This window comes from Streptomyces sp. NPDC030799 (assembly GCF_055572255.1).
Genome location: NZ_JBVIDS010000006.1, coordinates 269,744 through 284,649 on the forward strand (window position 1 = coordinate 269,744; position 14,906 = coordinate 284,649).

General features: G+C 71.3%; 15 protein-coding genes. 7 read left to right on the top strand and 8 right to left on the bottom strand.

The genetic code is table 11. The annotated features are described in order from the left end of the window. The 4 genes from ACZ41I_RS17370 to ACZ41I_RS17385 all read right to left on the bottom strand — a co-directional run bounded on the left by ACZ41I_RS17370 (position 1) and on the right by ACZ41I_RS17385 (position 4,756). Positions 1–1,719: an ABC transporter substrate-binding protein gene (locus tag ACZ41I_RS17370; protein ID WP_399764863.1), complete on the bottom strand. Its 1,719-nt coding sequence runs from the start codon at positions 1,717–1,719 to the stop codon at positions 1–3. A gap of 181 nt (positions 1,720–1,900) precedes the next feature. Beyond that, on the bottom strand, positions 1,901–1,996 hold the full coding sequence (locus tag ACZ41I_RS17375) for an Ms4533A family Cys-rich leader peptide (RefSeq protein WP_363216047.1): 96 nt from the start codon (positions 1,994–1,996) through the stop codon (positions 1,901–1,903). Positions 1,997–2,052: 56 nt separating this feature from the next. Continuing rightward, positions 2,053–3,765 carry a DUF3152 domain-containing protein gene (locus ACZ41I_RS17380; RefSeq protein ID WP_468514503.1) on the bottom strand — a complete coding sequence of 571 codons (1,713 nt, stop codon included), beginning with the start codon at positions 3,763–3,765 and terminating at the stop codon, positions 2,053–2,055. Between the two features lie 7 nt (positions 3,766–3,772). Next, on the bottom strand, positions 3,773–4,756 hold the full coding sequence (locus ACZ41I_RS17385; RefSeq protein ID WP_399764327.1) for an alpha/beta fold hydrolase: 984 nt from the start codon (positions 4,754–4,756) through the stop codon (positions 3,773–3,775). Positions 4,757–4,998: 242 nt separating this feature from the next. On the opposite strand from ACZ41I_RS17385, the gene ACZ41I_RS17390 reads away from it, so the two are divergent. From ACZ41I_RS17390 to ACZ41I_RS17405, 4 genes are all read left to right on the top strand, one after another. Then, positions 4,999–5,223, top strand: coding sequence for a hypothetical protein (locus ACZ41I_RS17390; protein WP_363216044.1), 225 nt, complete (start codon positions 4,999–5,001; stop codon positions 5,221–5,223). 157 nt (positions 5,224–5,380) lie between these two features. After that, positions 5,381–6,022 (top strand): TetR/AcrR family transcriptional regulator, encoded by a 642-nt coding sequence (locus ACZ41I_RS17395; protein WP_363216043.1) that lies wholly within the window; start codon positions 5,381–5,383, stop codon positions 6,020–6,022. A gap of 134 nt (positions 6,023–6,156) precedes the next feature. Next, the gene (locus ACZ41I_RS17400; RefSeq protein WP_225827234.1) at positions 6,157–6,384 is read left to right on the top strand and encodes a DUF3107 domain-containing protein; all 228 of its coding nucleotides are present in this window, start codon (positions 6,157–6,159) and stop codon (positions 6,382–6,384) included. Between the two features lie 170 nt (positions 6,385–6,554). Further along, positions 6,555–6,821 carry a hypothetical protein gene (locus ACZ41I_RS17405; protein ID WP_399764322.1) on the top strand — a complete coding sequence of 89 codons (267 nt, stop codon included), beginning with the start codon at positions 6,555–6,557 and terminating at the stop codon, positions 6,819–6,821. Between the two features lie 89 nt (positions 6,822–6,910). Here ACZ41I_RS17405 and ACZ41I_RS17410 read toward each other — a convergent pair whose 3' ends face one another. Further along, positions 6,911–7,657: a ferritin-like fold-containing protein gene (locus ACZ41I_RS17410; protein ID WP_399764319.1), complete on the bottom strand. Its 747-nt coding sequence runs from the start codon at positions 7,655–7,657 to the stop codon at positions 6,911–6,913. Between the two features lie 504 nt (positions 7,658–8,161). On the opposite strand from ACZ41I_RS17410, the gene ACZ41I_RS17415 reads away from it, so the two are divergent. Both ACZ41I_RS17415 and ACZ41I_RS17420 read left to right on the top strand, forming a co-directional pair. Next, positions 8,162–10,954 carry a DEAD/DEAH box helicase gene (locus tag ACZ41I_RS17415; RefSeq protein ID WP_468514592.1) on the top strand — a complete coding sequence of 931 codons (2,793 nt, stop codon included), beginning with the start codon at positions 8,162–8,164 and terminating at the stop codon, positions 10,952–10,954. A gap of 146 nt (positions 10,955–11,100) precedes the next feature. Further along, positions 11,101–11,982: an alpha/beta fold hydrolase gene (locus ACZ41I_RS17420; protein ID WP_468514504.1), complete on the top strand. Its 882-nt coding sequence runs from the start codon at positions 11,101–11,103 to the stop codon at positions 11,980–11,982. Here the strand turns inward: ACZ41I_RS17420 and ACZ41I_RS17425 are convergent. Then, positions 11,979–12,881 (bottom strand): NYN domain-containing protein, encoded by a 903-nt coding sequence (locus ACZ41I_RS17425; protein WP_468514593.1) that lies wholly within the window; start codon positions 12,879–12,881, stop codon positions 11,979–11,981. The two genes, ACZ41I_RS17420 and ACZ41I_RS17425, sit on opposite strands and share 4 nt — an antisense overlap. 217 nt (positions 12,882–13,098) lie before the next feature. Between ACZ41I_RS17425 and ACZ41I_RS17430 the strand changes: the two genes are divergently transcribed. After that, positions 13,099–13,251: a hypothetical protein gene (locus tag ACZ41I_RS17430; protein ID WP_019058373.1), complete on the top strand. Its 153-nt coding sequence runs from the start codon at positions 13,099–13,101 to the stop codon at positions 13,249–13,251. Positions 13,252–13,305: 54 nt separating this feature from the next. Here ACZ41I_RS17430 and ACZ41I_RS17435 read toward each other — a convergent pair whose 3' ends face one another. Then, positions 13,306–13,911: a MarC family protein gene (locus ACZ41I_RS17435; RefSeq protein ID WP_363216038.1), complete on the bottom strand. Its 606-nt coding sequence runs from the start codon at positions 13,909–13,911 to the stop codon at positions 13,306–13,308. A 62-nt stretch (positions 13,912–13,973) separates the two neighbouring features. Continuing rightward, positions 13,974–14,831 (bottom strand): PHP domain-containing protein, encoded by an 858-nt coding sequence (locus ACZ41I_RS17440; protein WP_399764311.1) that lies wholly within the window; start codon positions 14,829–14,831, stop codon positions 13,974–13,976. Between the last annotated feature and the right edge of the window lie 75 nt (positions 14,832–14,906).

A 14,906-nucleotide genomic window follows, 5' to 3' on the forward strand; every position in this document is an offset into this window, starting at 1 on the left:
CTACTTCACCGCGACCTGGGAGATGTCGAGGACGCCGGTCCAGTCGCTGATGACGACGTTCTTGACGTCCGAGCCGTACAGGCGCTTGTAGACCGGGTGGAACAGCGGCACGACGAGGGCCTTGTCGCCGATCTTCTTGTCCAGTGCACCCCACCGCTTGGCGGCGGCGTCGAGGTCGGTCAACTTGTTGATCGCGTCAATCTCGTCATTGACCGACGTGTCGTCGAGCAGGCCCGTGTTGAAGTTCGCGCCGTCCTTGACGATCTGCCGGCCGTCGAAGATCGGGGCGAGGAAGGGACCGCCGGAAGGCCAGTCGGCACCCCAGTGCGCGAGGAAGAAACCGGGCTCGGTCTTCACGCTGTGGATCTTGTCCCGGTAGTCGTTGTCCTCCAGGCCCTGCAGCTTGACCGTGATGCCGGCCTTCTTGAGCGCGTCCTGGACGGCGGTCGCGATCTCCGGACTGGTCTCGAAGTCCTTGGCGTTGGAGTGGGTCAGCGTCACCGTGAGCCCGCTCTTGTGACCGGCCTGGGCGAGCAGTTCCTTGGCCTTGGCCGGGTTGCCGGAGGCACCGGCCGGGAACGGGTCGTACGGCGTGTAACCGAAGGACTTCTGGTTCGGCAGGAAGGTGGTGGCGGGCTCGGCGAGCGCGCTGCCGCCGGCCGCGTTGACCACCGAGGACCGGTCGACGGCGTAGGCGATCGCCTGCCGCACCTTGGGGTTGTCGAACGGCTTCACGGTCGGGTTGAACGCGATGTAGTCGGTGTAGCCGAAGTGGCCGGTGCCCACGCGCGCGGCCAGTTCCTTGTCACCGCCGACCTTGGCGAGCTCGGCCGGACCGAGGTTGGTGTCCGTGGTGACCGCGGCCGCGTCCGCACCCCGGGACGCGGACAGCCGCTGGTTGATCACGGAGGAGTCCAGCCCGGAGCGGACGTCGATGGTGTCCGGGTAGGCCTTGCGCTCGTCGTCGGTGACCGCCGACCAGTTCGTGTTGCGCGTAAGGAGCACGTGCTCGCCGTCGTTCTCGTTCTTGACGACCTTGTACGGGCCGGACGAGACCGGGTGCTCCTCGTACTTGGTGCCGTTGTCCTTGCTCTTGGGCACGGGGGCGAACTGCGTCTGCGTGGCGAGGAACGGGAACTCGCCCTCGGGCTTGTTCAGATGGAAGACGATGGTCCGCGCATCCGGTGTCTCGATCGCCGAGAGGCCCTTCTTGTCCTTGTAGGGCCCCTGGTAGTGGGCCGCGCCGACCAGCCAGTCCCTCAAGTAGGGCGCGCCACCGGAGAGTTCGGGGGCGAAGGAGCGTTCGATGCCGTACTTGATGTCGGCGGAGGTGATCGGCGTGCCGTCCTCGAACTTGAGGCCCTTCTTCAGGGTGTACGTCCACACGGTCGCGTTCTTGCTGGGGCGTCCGGTGTCGGTGGCGAGGTCGGGGACGACCTTGGCGCCGGCCGCTCCGTTCTCGCGGTTGCGCGTGGTGAGGGTGCGGAAGACCAGCGAAGGGACGTTTCCGCCGCCGGAGGTGTAGAGGCGGGCGGGGTCGAAGTCGGTCTGCGGCTCGGAGTTCAGCACCGTCAGCGTGCCGCCCTTGCGGGGCGCCGAGTCGCCGCCGGAGCCCTTGGCATCGTTGTCCTTCGGGCCGCAGGCGGCGGCGCCCGCTGCCACGACCAGGCTGACGGATGCCGCTGCCACGCGGCGCGCTACGACGGACGGTTGACGCATCGGAATGACGACCTCTCGGATACTGAGACTCATGGACGAGGAGTGAGACGATTACGGGCAGACGTCAGCCTCGGCGTCGGGTCGTCGAAAAATCCGTGACTCGGTCACGGATGCGGTCCGTGACCGAGTCACGATGCAGAAAGAGGAGAAGGGTCGCGACGCGAACGCCAGGGAGGCGGCGTCAGCGACAGTGGATGTCGGCCACGCAGAGTGCGGTCACACCGATGAGCGCCAGCTCGATGGCGGCGCTCTCAGAGACGGCATGACTAGACCACATGCGCAGAAATATGAACGAACTTACGGCTCATGTCAATGTGACATGAGCGGGGCCCGTCAACTCGTGGGATACGGCCAGGGGTTGGGCAGACAGTGGATGCCGTCATGGTTCAGGAATTTGGTCTGCTGCTGCATGACGGGGGCGAGTTCGCCGTCCTTCTGGCACGTCACATGGCCGTGGCCGAGCCGGTGACCGACCTCGTGGTTGATCAACATCTGCCGGTAGGCATGGATTTTGTCCCCGTACGTCTTGCTTCCCTGGGCCCATCTGTACGCATTGATCATCACGCGTTCGGTGGCGGCCGAGTCACAGGAGACGTTGTCCTCCGTGGTGTCCAGCCCGGACTTGGCGCACCACTTGGCGGTCGTACCGGGACTGGCGAGCGTGATCACGAAGTCGGGCTTGCCGGAGGAGATCCGCTCGAAGGTACGGGCACCGCCGTGGGCCCAACTGCGGTCGTCGTTCAGGGTCTTCTGCACGGCCTCGGCGAACAGCTCGCCGTCCAGCCCCAGACCCTGCTCGACGTCCACGCGGTAGGTGTACTTCTGCCCCTTGCCGGGCGCCTTGGCGAAACCGGGCACCGCGTCGAACTTCCCCGGCCCCTTCAACGTGGCGCTGAGCGGGTAGGTCCGGCCCATCTTCTGCTCGTACGACAGCGTGGTCGTGCCCGGCGAGGCCGACGGGGTCTGTCCGCCGGGGCCTGCCTCACGGGCCTGGTCGGTGGCGGAGTGCGACGGTACGGAGCCGCCGTCGCGCGACTCGGTCACCTGTCCGGCGACGACCACCGCGAGCACCGTGGTGACGGCGGCCGCGGCAATGCCGGTGAAGGTCCGGGCGCGCGGCGTTCCCTGGGGGGCGGTACCGCCGTCCAGCGGCTGCGGTGTGGTCGCCCGCGCGGTTCCCCGCGCCCCCGGCGGGGCGCTGTCGCCGTGGCCGTCCGCCTCCGGCGCGTCGGTTGGGTGCTGCTCGGCGGGGCGGGGCTTCCCCACGCGGGGCGCGAAGACATCGACGTCGTCCTCGGCGCCGAGAGCGCCGGCGCGCCCGTCGGCGAAGGCGTCGAGGTACTCCTGCCGGGGCCCCGTGCCAGGCCCCTGCCCCGCCGGCCGCTGCTGCTGCGGCAGCGCGCCCCCCGGACCGGACGCCCCCGCGAACTGCCCCCAGCCGCCCCCGGCTTCCCGCTGCTCGGGGTGCCCACCACGCGCGGGGGCACCCTCATGAAGGCGGGGCGCACCGTGTGCGGAGGTGCCGTCGGGGCGCCTGGGCATGCCGTGAGCGGGGGTGCCATCACCGAAACGCGGCACTCCGTGAGCCGGGGTGCCATCAGCAAGCCTCGGCACACCCTGCGCGGGCGTGCCGTCCGGAAGCCTCGGGACACCATGCCCCGGCGTGCCGTCGGGAAGACGCGGCACACCGTGGGCAGGCGTGCCCTCGCCGAAGCCGGACACACCACGCGGGGGCAAGCCGTCGCCGAGACGCGGTACTCCGTGAGCCGGAGCGCCGTCCGGGAACGTCGCCGGCCCCTGGGGGGCGCGCGGCGGATGGCCGGCGGCGGCACCCGCCCCGCCCATCGGCGCCTGACGCCGGCCCTGCGGCACGGGGCGCTGCCCCTGCGACCCCTGGCGTTGCCCCGGCAACCGTGGTTGTCCGCCGCTCTGGACCGGAATGTCCCCGCCGTCACCCGGGCGGGTGCCCTGCTGTTCGCTGCGCCTGGCGGTTGTGTCCGCGGCGTCGCCCTTGGGGGCCGGGCCGCGGCGGCTGTGGCGTCCCACGCCGGCCTCAGCTCCCCGCGCCCGAATCGGTGCCGCCGTCCCCGGTCGCCGCGAGGAGTTCCCGGAACGCCGTGGCCACCACCTCCGGGTACTCCATCATCGCCACGTGCCCGGCGTCCGGCAGGGACAGCAGGCGGGAGTCGCGGAAGGCTCGGGCGGCCCGGTGGGCCATGCGGAAGCCGATCAGCTGGTCGCGGCCGCCGTAGATGAGCAGGGTCGGCGCGAGCACGCGCTCGGCCTGACGCCACAGGCCGTGCTGTCCGCCGAGCGTGTAGGCGTTGACGATCCCGCGCGCGGAGCGGGCCATCGCATCCCAGAAGTACGGCAGCTGCAGCCGCCGCTCCAGCTCCTCCACGGCGTGCCGGAACGCCTCGGGCGACACGCGCGCGGGGTCGCCGTAACAGAGCGCCAGGACCCCGCGCACCCGCTGTTCAGCGGTCCACCCCTTGGTCAACCGGGTGAACAGGGCGGCGACACCGGGCACCCCGAGCAGTGCGGTCGGCGCCGCGGTGCGCTGGATGCGCAGTTCCGGCAGGGCGGGCGACACCAGGGTGAGCGTGCGGACCAGGTCGGGTCGTACGGCGGCCACGCGCGTGGCGACCGCGCCGCCGAGCGAGTTGCCGAACAGGTGGACCGGGCCGCGCCCGGCCGCGTCGAGATAACGGATCACCGCGCGCGCGTGCCCGGTGACGGAGTAGTTCCCGTCGTCCGGAGGCGGGGAGTCGCCGAAGCCCGGCAGGTCGACCGCCTCGCTGTCCACGACGCCGTCCAGCTCGGCCATCAGCGCCGACCAGTTCTGCGAGGAGCCGCCGAGCCCGTGCACGTACAGGGCGGGCGGCAGGCCCTCGCGCGCCGGCGGGCGGGACCGGATCGACAGGGTGACCCCGGGCAGTCCCACGGACCGCAGCCGTTCGCCCTCCGCGACCCGGACGGGTGCCACCTTCGGAAGCACACTGGCGGCCGACACGGACGGCGACTCGGTCGAAGACATGCGGCAATGTTACGAGGTGATCACGCCGAGGTTCGTGTGGTGGCCGTCACAGAATGAACCGTGGGTGACGGGTGAACCGGAATGAGCGCGGACAGCGCGCGGGCCGTCCGCGAGCGGTGAACAGGGGCAAGAACGGACGAGACGGCATGGCGTCCGGATCTGCTGTCTCCTAGGCTCATACAGAGGGCACCCGCATGTGGCCCCTGCTTCTTCCAGGGACGTTCGTAGGAAGGGAGCCCACCATGGCCTATGACCCGACCGAGCCCGACGCGATCGACGAACTGGAGGTCGACACGGCCCCGGAGATCGATGTGGAGGCCCCCGAGGTGGACGCCGCCGAGCAGCACGCGGACATCAGGCCGGACCGGGACGACCCCCTGACGGGAGTGGATCCGGAGCGCGCGAACGAGGCCGATCTGGTCGAACAAACGCGCGTGGTCTCACTCGACGAGGACGACTACCGCTGACGTCGGCGCACTCCCGCGACCGCACCAGGGGCACACTGCCGCTTTCGCCGCCGTCCGGTACGTGAAATTCTGCGCACGCACCGCGCACGCCACGGTTACCGAAAAGTACGATGGCGACGCGGCTGACACCGCGATATGGACGACTTTGGGAGGCGGCGTGACAGCCATCGAGCAAACTGAGGCGGTACGCCCACGTGGCACCCGTCTGCCGCGCCGAGCCCGACGGAACCAGCTGCTGGGCGCCGCTCAGGAGGTTTTCGTCGCGCAGGGCTATCACGCGGCCGCGATGGACGACATCGCCGAGCGGGCCGGCGTCAGCAAGCCGGTGCTCTACCAGCACTTCCCCGGCAAGCTCGACCTCTACCTCGCCCTGTTGGACCAGCACTGCGAGTCGCTGATCCAGTCCGTGCGCAGCGCGCTGGCGTCGACGACCGACAACAAGCAGCGGGTCCGGGCCACCATGGACGCCTATTTCGCGTACGTCGAGGACGACGGCGGCGCCTTCCGGCTGGTCTTCGAGTCGGACCTGACGAACGAGCCGGCGGTGCGCGAGCGCGTCGACAAGGTCACCAACGACTGTGCCGAGGCGATCTGCGACGTCATCGCCGAGGACACCGGCCTCTCACGCGCGGAGTCGATGCTGCTCGCCTCCGGCCTCGGCGGTCTCGCCCAGGTGGTGGCCCGCTCCTGGCTGCACAGCGACCGCAGCGTGCCGCGCGAACAGGCGGTGCAGCTGCTGACGTCGCTGGCCTGGCGGGGCATCGCCGGCTTCCCGCTGCACGGCAGCGAACACCACTGACGGCCGTTTGTTCCCGTCCGCTGTTCGCTGACGGCGTTCCGGCCCGCAGCGTGTACGTCCCCTCACCGGACTAATGTGTCCTGGGTACGGCGCGGAAGATCGCGCACATCACTGACCGTCGGAGGGACAAAGCCGTGGAGGTCAAGATCGGCGTGCAGCACGCGCCCCGCGAGATCGTTCTGGAGAGCGGTCAGAGCGTCGAGGAGGTCGAGCGCCTGGTGTCGGAGGCGCTGTCCGGCAAGACGCAGCTGCTGAGCCTCCAGGACGAGAAGGGCCGCAAGGTCCTGGTGCCGACCGACCGTCTGGCGTACGTGGAGATCGGCGAGCCGACCGTGCGCAAGGTGGGGTTCGGCGCGCTGTAGGCCGACCTCGTGAGAAGGGCCCGGCGGCCTGTTGCCGCCGGGCCCTCGCGCATGCACGACGCACACAGGTGGCGCACAACTTCTCCACAGCGGAGGATTGTGCTCCGCAGGTCACGGGTATGACGGGCTACGACCGTTCAAGGCAGACCGGCCGTGGGAGGGACCCCGACATGATCCTGGAAGCACTCGGCTCCGCAGTGCTCGGTCTGACCCTCGCCCTGATCGCGGCGTACCGCCTGTCGCACCGGCTGCCGGCCCGCCCGCTGGTCCTCTCGACGGGCATCGCGGGGGCCCTGTTCGGCGACTTCGTCACCCACACCGCCCTCGGCTCAGCCCCCACCTGGTCCAGCCTCCTGGGCGCCGCGATCATCTCCGCGGCGTCGCTGTCCCTCCTGCTCCGCCCGGCGGGGAGGCTGCGCCGATCAGCGACGGCGTAGCCGGAAGCGCCCCGAAGGGGCGCGAGAAACCACACCGCACCTGCAGTCGCGCACATCGCCGCACCCGCCCCCACGGAGCGCACCGGCGCTCAGGCCGCGAGGCCCAGTGCAGCCATCCGCTTCGTGTGCGCCTCGGTGATCCGCGAGAACATCTTCCCGACCTCCGCGAGATCGAACCCGTCGGCCACCCCGCCCACGAGCATCGTCGACAGCGCGTCCCGGTCGGCGACCACCCGCTGGGACTGCGACAGCGCCTCGCCCATCAGCCGCCGCGCCCACAGCGCCAGCCGGCCGCCCACGCGCGGGTCGGCGTCGATGGCGGCCCGCACCTTCTCCACCGCGAACCCGGCGTGCCCGGTGTCGTCGAGAACGGCGAGAACGAGTTCCCGCGTGTCGGAGTCGAGACGCGCCGCGACCTCCCGGTAGAAGTCACTCGCGATCGAGTCGCCGACGTACGCCTTGACCAGGCCCTCCAGCCAGTCCGAGGGCGCGGTCTGCCGGTGGAAGCCGTCCAGGGCCGCGACGAACGGGTCCATCGCGGCGGTCGGCTCCTCGCCGATCTCGGTGAGCCGGTCCCGCAGCCGCTCGAAGTGGTGGAACTCGGCCGAGGCCATCTTCGCCAGCTCCGCCTTGTCCGCAAGGGTCGGAGCCAGCTTCGCGTCCTCCGCGAGCCGCTCGAACGCCGCCAGCTCCCCGTACGCGAGCGCGCCGAGCAGATCCACGACGGCGGCGCGGTACTGCGGGTCGGCGGAGGCCTGCGCCCAGTCCTGGGCGGCGACACCGGTGGGTTCGGCGGAGGCGGCGGACCCGTTCTCAGGCTTGTCAGAGCTAGTCATGAGCCGCACAATAGCCCGCTCGGCCCTCCTCGGAGTCCCTGGTCAACCACTGTGACGACCATGACGTGACCAAATCGGCCATCGCATGTGCGCGAATCCGGGGTATGGTGGTAATGCGCCTGCCAGAGTGCGTTGACGGTGTTCGACGTCTCCCGACAGGGCGCACGCATGAGGATGCCCGGTCGGTGGCCCGATCGGCTCCGACCCGACAGCCCTCCCTGGCCGTACGTGAGAGTACGTACGACGACCGGAGGGACACCCTCAGCGGTACGAGCGCTAGAGCGTCGGCAGAGGTCCCGTGTCATACGGCTTGCCTTGAATGGTTCGCCCGTACGGCAGCCGACGTCCCCGGCACGGTCGCACACGACCCCCGCGCTCGCCTCGCACCGCGCACACAGAAGAGGCATGACCCTGACTACGACGTTCCGCGAACTTGGGATCCTCCCCGAGACCGCCGAGGCCCTGGAAGCCGTCGGCATCATCACCCCCTTCCCCATCCAGGAGATGACGCTCCCCGTCGCCCTTTCCGGCACGGACGTCATCGGCCAGGCCAAGACCGGCACCGGCAAGACGCTGGGCTTCGGTCTTCCGCTCCTCGAGCGCGTCACCGTCCCCGCCGACGTCGAGGCCGGACGCGCCGCCCCCGAGGCCCTCACCGACGCCCCGCAGGCCCTTGTCGTCGTCCCCACGCGCGAGCTGTGCACCCAGGTCACGAACGACCTGCTGACCGCGGGCAAGGTCCGTAACGTGCGCGTGGCCGCGATCTACGGCGGCCGGGCCTACGAGCCCCAGGTCGAGGCCCTGAAGAAGGGCGTCGACGTGGTCGTCGGCACCCCGGGCCGGCTCCTCGACCTCGCGGGCCAGAAGAAGCTCAACCTGAAGCACGTCAAGTGCCTGGTCCTCGACGAGGCCGACGAGATGCTCGACCTGGGCTTCCTGCCCGACGTCGAGAAGATCATCGACATGCTGCCGGTCAAGCGCCAGACGATGCTGTTCTCGGCGACCATGCCGGGTGCGGTCATCGGGCTGGCGCGGCGCTACATGTCGCGGCCCACGCACATCCGCGCCACCGCGCCGGACGACGAGGGCGCGACGGTCGCGAACATCAAGCAGTTCGTCTACCGCGCGCACAACATGGACAAGCCGGAGATGGTCGCCCGCATCCTGCAGGCCGAGGGCCGCGGCCTTGCGATGATCTTCTGTCGGACCAAGCGCACGGCCGCCGACATCGCCGAGCAGCTGCAGCGCCGCGGTTTCGCCTCCGGCGCGGTCCACGGCGACCTCGGGCAGGGCGCCCGCGAGCAGGCGCTGCGCGCCTTCCGCAACGGCAAGGTCGACGTCCTCGTCTGCACCGACGTCGCCGCGCGCGGCATCGACGTCGAAGGCGTGACCCACGTCATCAACTACCAGTCCCCCGAGGACGAGAAGACGTACCTGCACCGGGTCGGCCGTACGGGCCGCGCGGGCGCCAAGGGTACGGCGATCACGTTCGTCGACTGGGACGACATCCCGCGCTGGCAGCTGATCAACAAGGCGCTGGAGCTGGACTTCAACGACCCGGTGGAGACGTACTCCTCGTCCCCGCACCTGTTCTCCGACCTCGGCATCCCCGAGGGCACCAAGGGCACCCTGCCGCGCTCGGAGCGGACCCGTGCCGGGCTCGACGCGGAGGAGCTGGAGGACCTGGGCGAGACCGGCGGGCGTGGCGCACGCGGTCGCGGTCGTGGTGGCCGGCCCGAGCGCGGTGGCCGTCCCGAGGCCGGCACCGCCGAGCGCGAGCGTACGAGCCGCACCCCGCGCCGTCGCCGCCGTACCCGCGGTGGAGCACCCGTCGACGCCGCTACGGCCCCTGCGGCGCCGACCGCCGAGGCCGGCACCGCGGACACCGCCGGCGTGGAGGAGTCCCAGGCTCCCCGCACCCTGCGCCGCCGTCGCCGTACGCGCGCCGGTGCCCCGGCGCAGCCGGCAGCGGCCGAGGCCGCCGTCGAGTCGCTCGACACGGCGGAGGGCGCGCCCGCGCCGACCACGCCCGAGCAGGAGGCCACGGCGAAGCCGCGCCGCCGCCGCACCCGCAGGAACACGGACACCCAGGCCCCGCAGCCGACGGAGTCCGCGGTCGCGGAGGTAGCGGCGTCGACGGAGACCTCGGTCACGGAGGTACCGGCGCGGCCCGAGCCCGTGGTTCCGGCCCCCGCGGTCGAGGACAGCCCCGCGCCGGAGCCGACGGCCGAGACCACCGAGGCCAAGCCCCGCCGTCGCACCCGCAAGGCGGCTGCTGCCGCCGAGACGGCCGCGGACACCGCCGAGACCGTCGAGGCCAAGCCCCGCCGGACCCGGAAGACCGCCGCAGCCGCGGCCGAGGCCGCGGTGGACACCGCCGAGGCCGTCGAGGCCAAGCCGCGCCGCACGCGGAAGACGGCGGCTGCCGCCGAGGCCGCAGCGGACACGGCAGAGGCCACGGAGGCCAAGCCCCGCCGCACGCGCAAGACCGCCGCAGCCGCACCGGACGCCCCCGAGGTCGAGGCCAAGCCGCGCCGCACCCGCAAGACGGCTGCTGCCGCCGAGACGGCCGCGGACACCGCCGAGACCGCCGAGACCGTCGAGGCCAAGCCCCGCCGGACCCGGAAGACCGCCGCAGCCGCCGAAGCCGCCGTGGAGACGGCAGAGGCCACGGAGGCCAAGCCCCGCCGCCGCACCCGCAAGGCAGCGGAGCCGGTCGCCGAGGCCGCGTCCGTCGTGGCCCAGGTCCCGACGGAGGAGCCCGCCCCGGCGACCAAGCCGCGCCGCACGCGCAAGACGGCAGCCGCGGCCGAGGCCGCGGTGGACACCGCCGAGGCCGTCGAGGCCAAGCCGCGCCGCACGCGGAAGACGGCGGCTGCCGCCGAGGCCGCAGCGGACACGGCGGAAGCCACGGAGGCCAAGCCCCGCCGCACGCGCAAGACCGCCGCAGCCGCACCGGACGCCCCCGAGGCCGAGGCCAAGCCGCGACGGACCCGCAAGGCTGCCGCTGCCGCGCCGGAGACGGCCGAGGCCCCCGAGGCCGAGGTCAAGCCCCGTCGTGCCCGGAAGACCGCCGCCGCCGCTGTCGACACCGCCGAAGGCACGGAGGCCGAGCCGCGCCGCACGCGGAAGACCGCCGCAGCCGCACCGGACGCCCCGGAAGCCGAGGTCAAGCCGCGACGGACCCGCAAGGCTGCCACTGCGGAGATCCCCGCCCAGGCGACCGAGGAGCCCGAGGCCAAGCCGCGCCGACGTACCCGCAAGGCCACGGCGGCCGTCGAGGCCGTCGAAGGCTGATCCGGCACATCGTCACCGACGGCCCGGTCCACTCAGGTGGACCGGGCCGTCCCGTTTTCCCACGGCTCCCCGCGCCCAGCAGTCCCCCGTACTCACCGACTGCCCCGCCCCCAGCGTCCCCTGCCCCTCCCCGATAGCCTCTCCCCATGAGCAAGCCCGCCACCTTTGTCCCGCCGCCCGGTGCTCGGGCGTACTCCCTGCGGACCGCGCGGGGGGAGTTCGCCGTTGTCGACGCTCCGGTGGCCGACGGGGTCGAGCCCCGCGGGGTCGCGCTGTTGCTGCCGGGGTTCACCGGGAGCAAGGAGGACTTCAATCCGCTGCACGTGCCGCTCGCGGCGCGCGGATACCGCACGGTGGCCGTGGACGGGCGCGGGCAGCACGAGTCGGACGGGCCCGAGAGCGATCAGTCCGCCTACGCGCAGGAGGAGTTGGCGCGGGACGTGCTGGCCCAGGCCGGGGCACTCGGGCAGCCGGTGCATCTGCTGGGCCACTCCCTCGGCGGGCAGATCTCCCGCGCCGCCGTCCTGCTCGACCACGCCCCCTTCCGGTCGCTCACCCTCATGGCGTCCGGCCCCGCCCAGATCTCGGAGTCCCAGCAACAGCGCGTGAAGCTGCTGCGGGACGCGCTCACCGTGATGACGATGGCGCAGGTGTGGGAGGCGATCCAGGCGATGGAGACGCCCGAGGAGACCGAGACGCCCGCGCTCGACGACGGCCTGGACGACCGGAACGACCTGCGGCGCCGCTGGCTGGGCACCAAGCCCGCCCAACTCCTCGCCACCGGGCGCCAGTTGTGCACGGAGCCGGACCGGGTCGCGGAACTGGCCGCCGTACCGCTGCCGGTCCACGTCCTGTCCGGCTCACGGGACGACACCTGGCCCCTGCCGCTGCTGGATGACATGGCGGTACGGCTGGACGCGCGGCGGACGGTGATCGAGGGTGCCGAGCACTCCCCCAACACCGATCAGCCCCTGGCCACGGCACGTGCCCTCGCCGACTTCTGGGACACCGCGGGCGGACGGGGCTAGAACTGCGCCTGCAGATGGCCCCAGAAGCCGTCCCTGAGGGCGCGGCGCAGGTCCGCCTGGCCGCGCAGGGAGTACTGCAGCAGGCTCTCGGCCTCCACCAGCAGGTCCTGGTCGACGGAGCCGGGAAGATAGGGATGACCGGGGAGCAGCTCGACCAGGGCCTCGCGGCCCCGGGAGGCTAGCCACTTGGCCGCGATCTGCGCGCCGACGAACCGGACGTCCTCGCGGCTGGGGCGGACGCCGGTGGTGGCCTCGTAGGCGGCGGTGCGGCGGGAGACGTACGGCTTGAAGAACTCCAGGTCGAGGGTGCGCTGGCTGTCGACCTCCCAGAGCAGCGGCTCGGCCTGGTTGCGGCCCTCGGGCGCCTCGATGCCCCACAGGTGGACACGGGCGCCGTACCCTTGCGCGGCCTCGACCGCCGAGACCAGGTCCTCGTCGCCGCCGAGGAGCGCCGCGTCGCTGATGGCGCGGTGCCGGGCGAGGGACTCCAGATCCGTGCGGATCAGTGAGTCGACGCCCTTCTGCTGGTTGTTGGCGTTGAGGTTGCCCAGGCGGACCTTGACGTCGGGCAGTTCGGCGATGGCCTGCTGCTCGGCGGTGTGGATGCGGCGGCGGGCACCGTCGTACCAGTAGACGCGCAGCAGGCGGCTGTCCGCGAAGACCGAGCGGGCCCGGTCGATGAGGGCCTCGATCAGGCCCTCGGCGTCCAGGTCGAAGGCCCGGCGGTCCTCGGTCCCCGCGACCAGCCGGCCCGCCGCCGCGTACAGATAGCCCGCGTCGACGAAGATCGCGTGGGTGGAGGGCGTCTTCGCCACCTCGGCGAGCATGCGTGTCAGCAGCTCGTTCGTGCGGTCGATGCGGGCGCCCAGGGCCGCCAGGTCGTCGTTCATCGCCTCCATTGTCCCGGCCGTCACGCTGCGAACACAACCGGTCCCGATCGGTCCCACGAGTGCCCGCGACCTCGACTTACCGGTCAGTAATTAGCCGTTCGAAAAATTTCTTTAGCGTAGGGAATGTTTGTAACAAGGAACGTGTTGACTCCGTACGACACCGGATACACAACCGGTGCACCAAGTAGTTCTCCGCAGGAGGATGACCAGACGAAGGGAGAAGCCCATGCGCTTCGAAATCATGCGACTCGACGAGGTCGACGGCACCACCGTGGACAGCACCGTCGTGGACGCCGCCTCCGTCAACCGGATCGTTCAGCAGGCCGCCGCCATCGGACAGCGCCTGTGGATCCGCCCGGCCGAGACCAAGGCCTCGTAACGCCCACGCGTTCCGCGCCACTCAAGCTTTCCGGGGGAGCCGAGCCGACGAGGGTCAGCTCCCCCGGATCACCTGAGTGATCCCGTTGATGATCTGCTGCACGGCGATCGCGGAGAGCATCATGCCCGCCAGCCGTGTCACCAGCACGACACCGCCGTCCTTGATGACGCGGATGATCAGCAGCGAGTAACGCATCACCAGCCACAGCACGACATGGATCGCGAGGATCGCGGACCACACCGAGATCTGCGTGGCCACACTGCCGGCCTTCTGCACGGCCAGGATCACGGACACGATCGCACCGGGTCCCGCCAGCAGCGGCATGCCCAGCGGTACGAGCGCCACGTTCACGTCCTTGGTCTGCTTCGGCTCGTCGGTCTTGCCGGTGAGCAGGTCCAGCGCGATCAGCAGGAGCAGCAGGCCGCCCGCGATCATCAGCGCGGGGACGGAGACGTGCAGGTAGTCGAGGATCTGATGGCCCAGGACGCCGAACGTGGCGATGACCCCGCCCGCCACGCACACGGCCTGGAAGGCCATGCGCTTCTGCACCTTGGCCGGACGGCCGGCGGTGAGGGCGAGGAAGATCGGGGTGATCCCCGGGGGATCCATGATGACGAAAAGGGTCAGGAACAGGGAGCCGAAGACGGCGATGTCGAACATGGGGGAAGTACTGGCCTTGCTGGAAAGGGTGAACTGAGGGCGCGTGAGGGCCGCTGACGGCCTCAGGCCCCGCCGGTGCCCGGCACCGGGAACGCCCCGGTCGCCCGTCGCGTGATCTCCCCGTACACCTCGGGGTCGGTCGTGTAGGCGCCCAGCGACACGGTCTTGCGGCTGCCGTGATAGTCCGAGGAGCCCGTGACCAGCAGATCCAGCTCCTTCGCCAGCCCCCGCAGCCGGTCGCGCGCCTCGGCGTCGTGATCCATGTGGTCGACCTCGATGCCGTCCAGACCGGCCGCGGCCATCTCGGCGATCGCCGCCTCCGGGACCGTGCGACCCCGCTTGGCGGCGGCCGGGTGTGCGAACACACAGACCCCGCCCGCGCCCTTGACCAGCCGGATCGCCTCGAAGGGGTCGGTCTCGTGCTTCTCCACGAAGGCCCGGCCGCCGTCGGCCAGCCACTCCTCGGTGAACGCGTCGCTCACCGTCGGCACGACACCCAGCTCGACCAGCGCCGTCGCAATGTGCGGGCGCCCCACGGAGCCGCCGGCGGCGATCCGCTCGACCTGCTCCCAGGTGACCGGCACGCCCAGCGCGTCCAGCTTGGCGATCATGCCCTTGGCCCGCGGTACCCGGTCGTCCCGCACCAGCTCACGCTCGGCGAGCAGAGCGGGCTCCTCGGGATCGAAGAGATAGGCCAGCAGGTGCATGGAGATGCCGTCGATACGACAGGACAGCTCGGCGCCGGTGACCAGCGTGAGCCCCTCGGGCAGCGCGGCGACCGCCTCGGCGTACCCACGGGTGGTGTCGTGATCCGTCAGCGCGACGACGTCCAAGCCGGCGGCGGCGGCATTCCGCACCAGCTCGGCCGGCGTGTCCGTACCGTCGGAGGCCGTGGAGTGACAGTGCAGATCGATGCGCACGCAAACTCCAGGCGGTGACGGTTACGGAAGGGGACACCTAAGGATAGCCGGGTTTTCCACGCCCCCTGTCACACC

What these genes read in the sequence shown, in the direction of transcription:
- ACZ41I_RS17370 (WP_399764863.1), bottom strand. Translation starts at nt 1,719, where the DNA reads ATGCGTCAACCGTCCGTCGTAGCGCGCCGCGTGGCAGCGGCATCCGTC.
- ACZ41I_RS17375 (WP_363216047.1), bottom strand. Translation starts at nt 1,996, where the DNA reads ATGTGGTCTAGTCATGCCGTCTCTGAGAGCGCCGCCATCGAGCTGGCG.
- ACZ41I_RS17385 (WP_399764327.1), bottom strand. Translation starts at nt 4,756, where the DNA reads ATGTCTTCGACCGAGTCGCCGTCCGTGTCGGCCGCCAGTGTGCTTCCG.
- ACZ41I_RS17390 (WP_363216044.1), top strand. Translation starts at nt 4,999, where the DNA reads ATGGCCTATGACCCGACCGAGCCCGACGCGATCGACGAACTGGAGGTC.
- ACZ41I_RS17405 (WP_399764322.1), top strand. Translation starts at nt 6,555, where the DNA reads ATGATCCTGGAAGCACTCGGCTCCGCAGTGCTCGGTCTGACCCTCGCC.
- ACZ41I_RS17410 (WP_399764319.1), bottom strand. Translation starts at nt 7,657, where the DNA reads ATGACTAGCTCTGACAAGCCTGAGAACGGGTCCGCCGCCTCCGCCGAA.
- ACZ41I_RS17415 (WP_468514592.1), top strand. Translation starts at nt 8,162, where the DNA reads ATGACGCTCCCCGTCGCCCTTTCCGGCACGGACGTCATCGGCCAGGCC.
- ACZ41I_RS17420 (WP_468514504.1), top strand. Translation starts at nt 11,101, where the DNA reads ATGAGCAAGCCCGCCACCTTTGTCCCGCCGCCCGGTGCTCGGGCGTAC.
- ACZ41I_RS17425 (WP_468514593.1), bottom strand. Translation starts at nt 12,881, where the DNA reads ATGGAGGCGATGAACGACGACCTGGCGGCCCTGGGCGCCCGCATCGAC.
- ACZ41I_RS17430 (WP_019058373.1), top strand. Translation starts at nt 13,099, where the DNA reads ATGCGCTTCGAAATCATGCGACTCGACGAGGTCGACGGCACCACCGTG.
- ACZ41I_RS17435 (WP_363216038.1), bottom strand. Translation starts at nt 13,911, where the DNA reads ATGTTCGACATCGCCGTCTTCGGCTCCCTGTTCCTGACCCTTTTCGTC.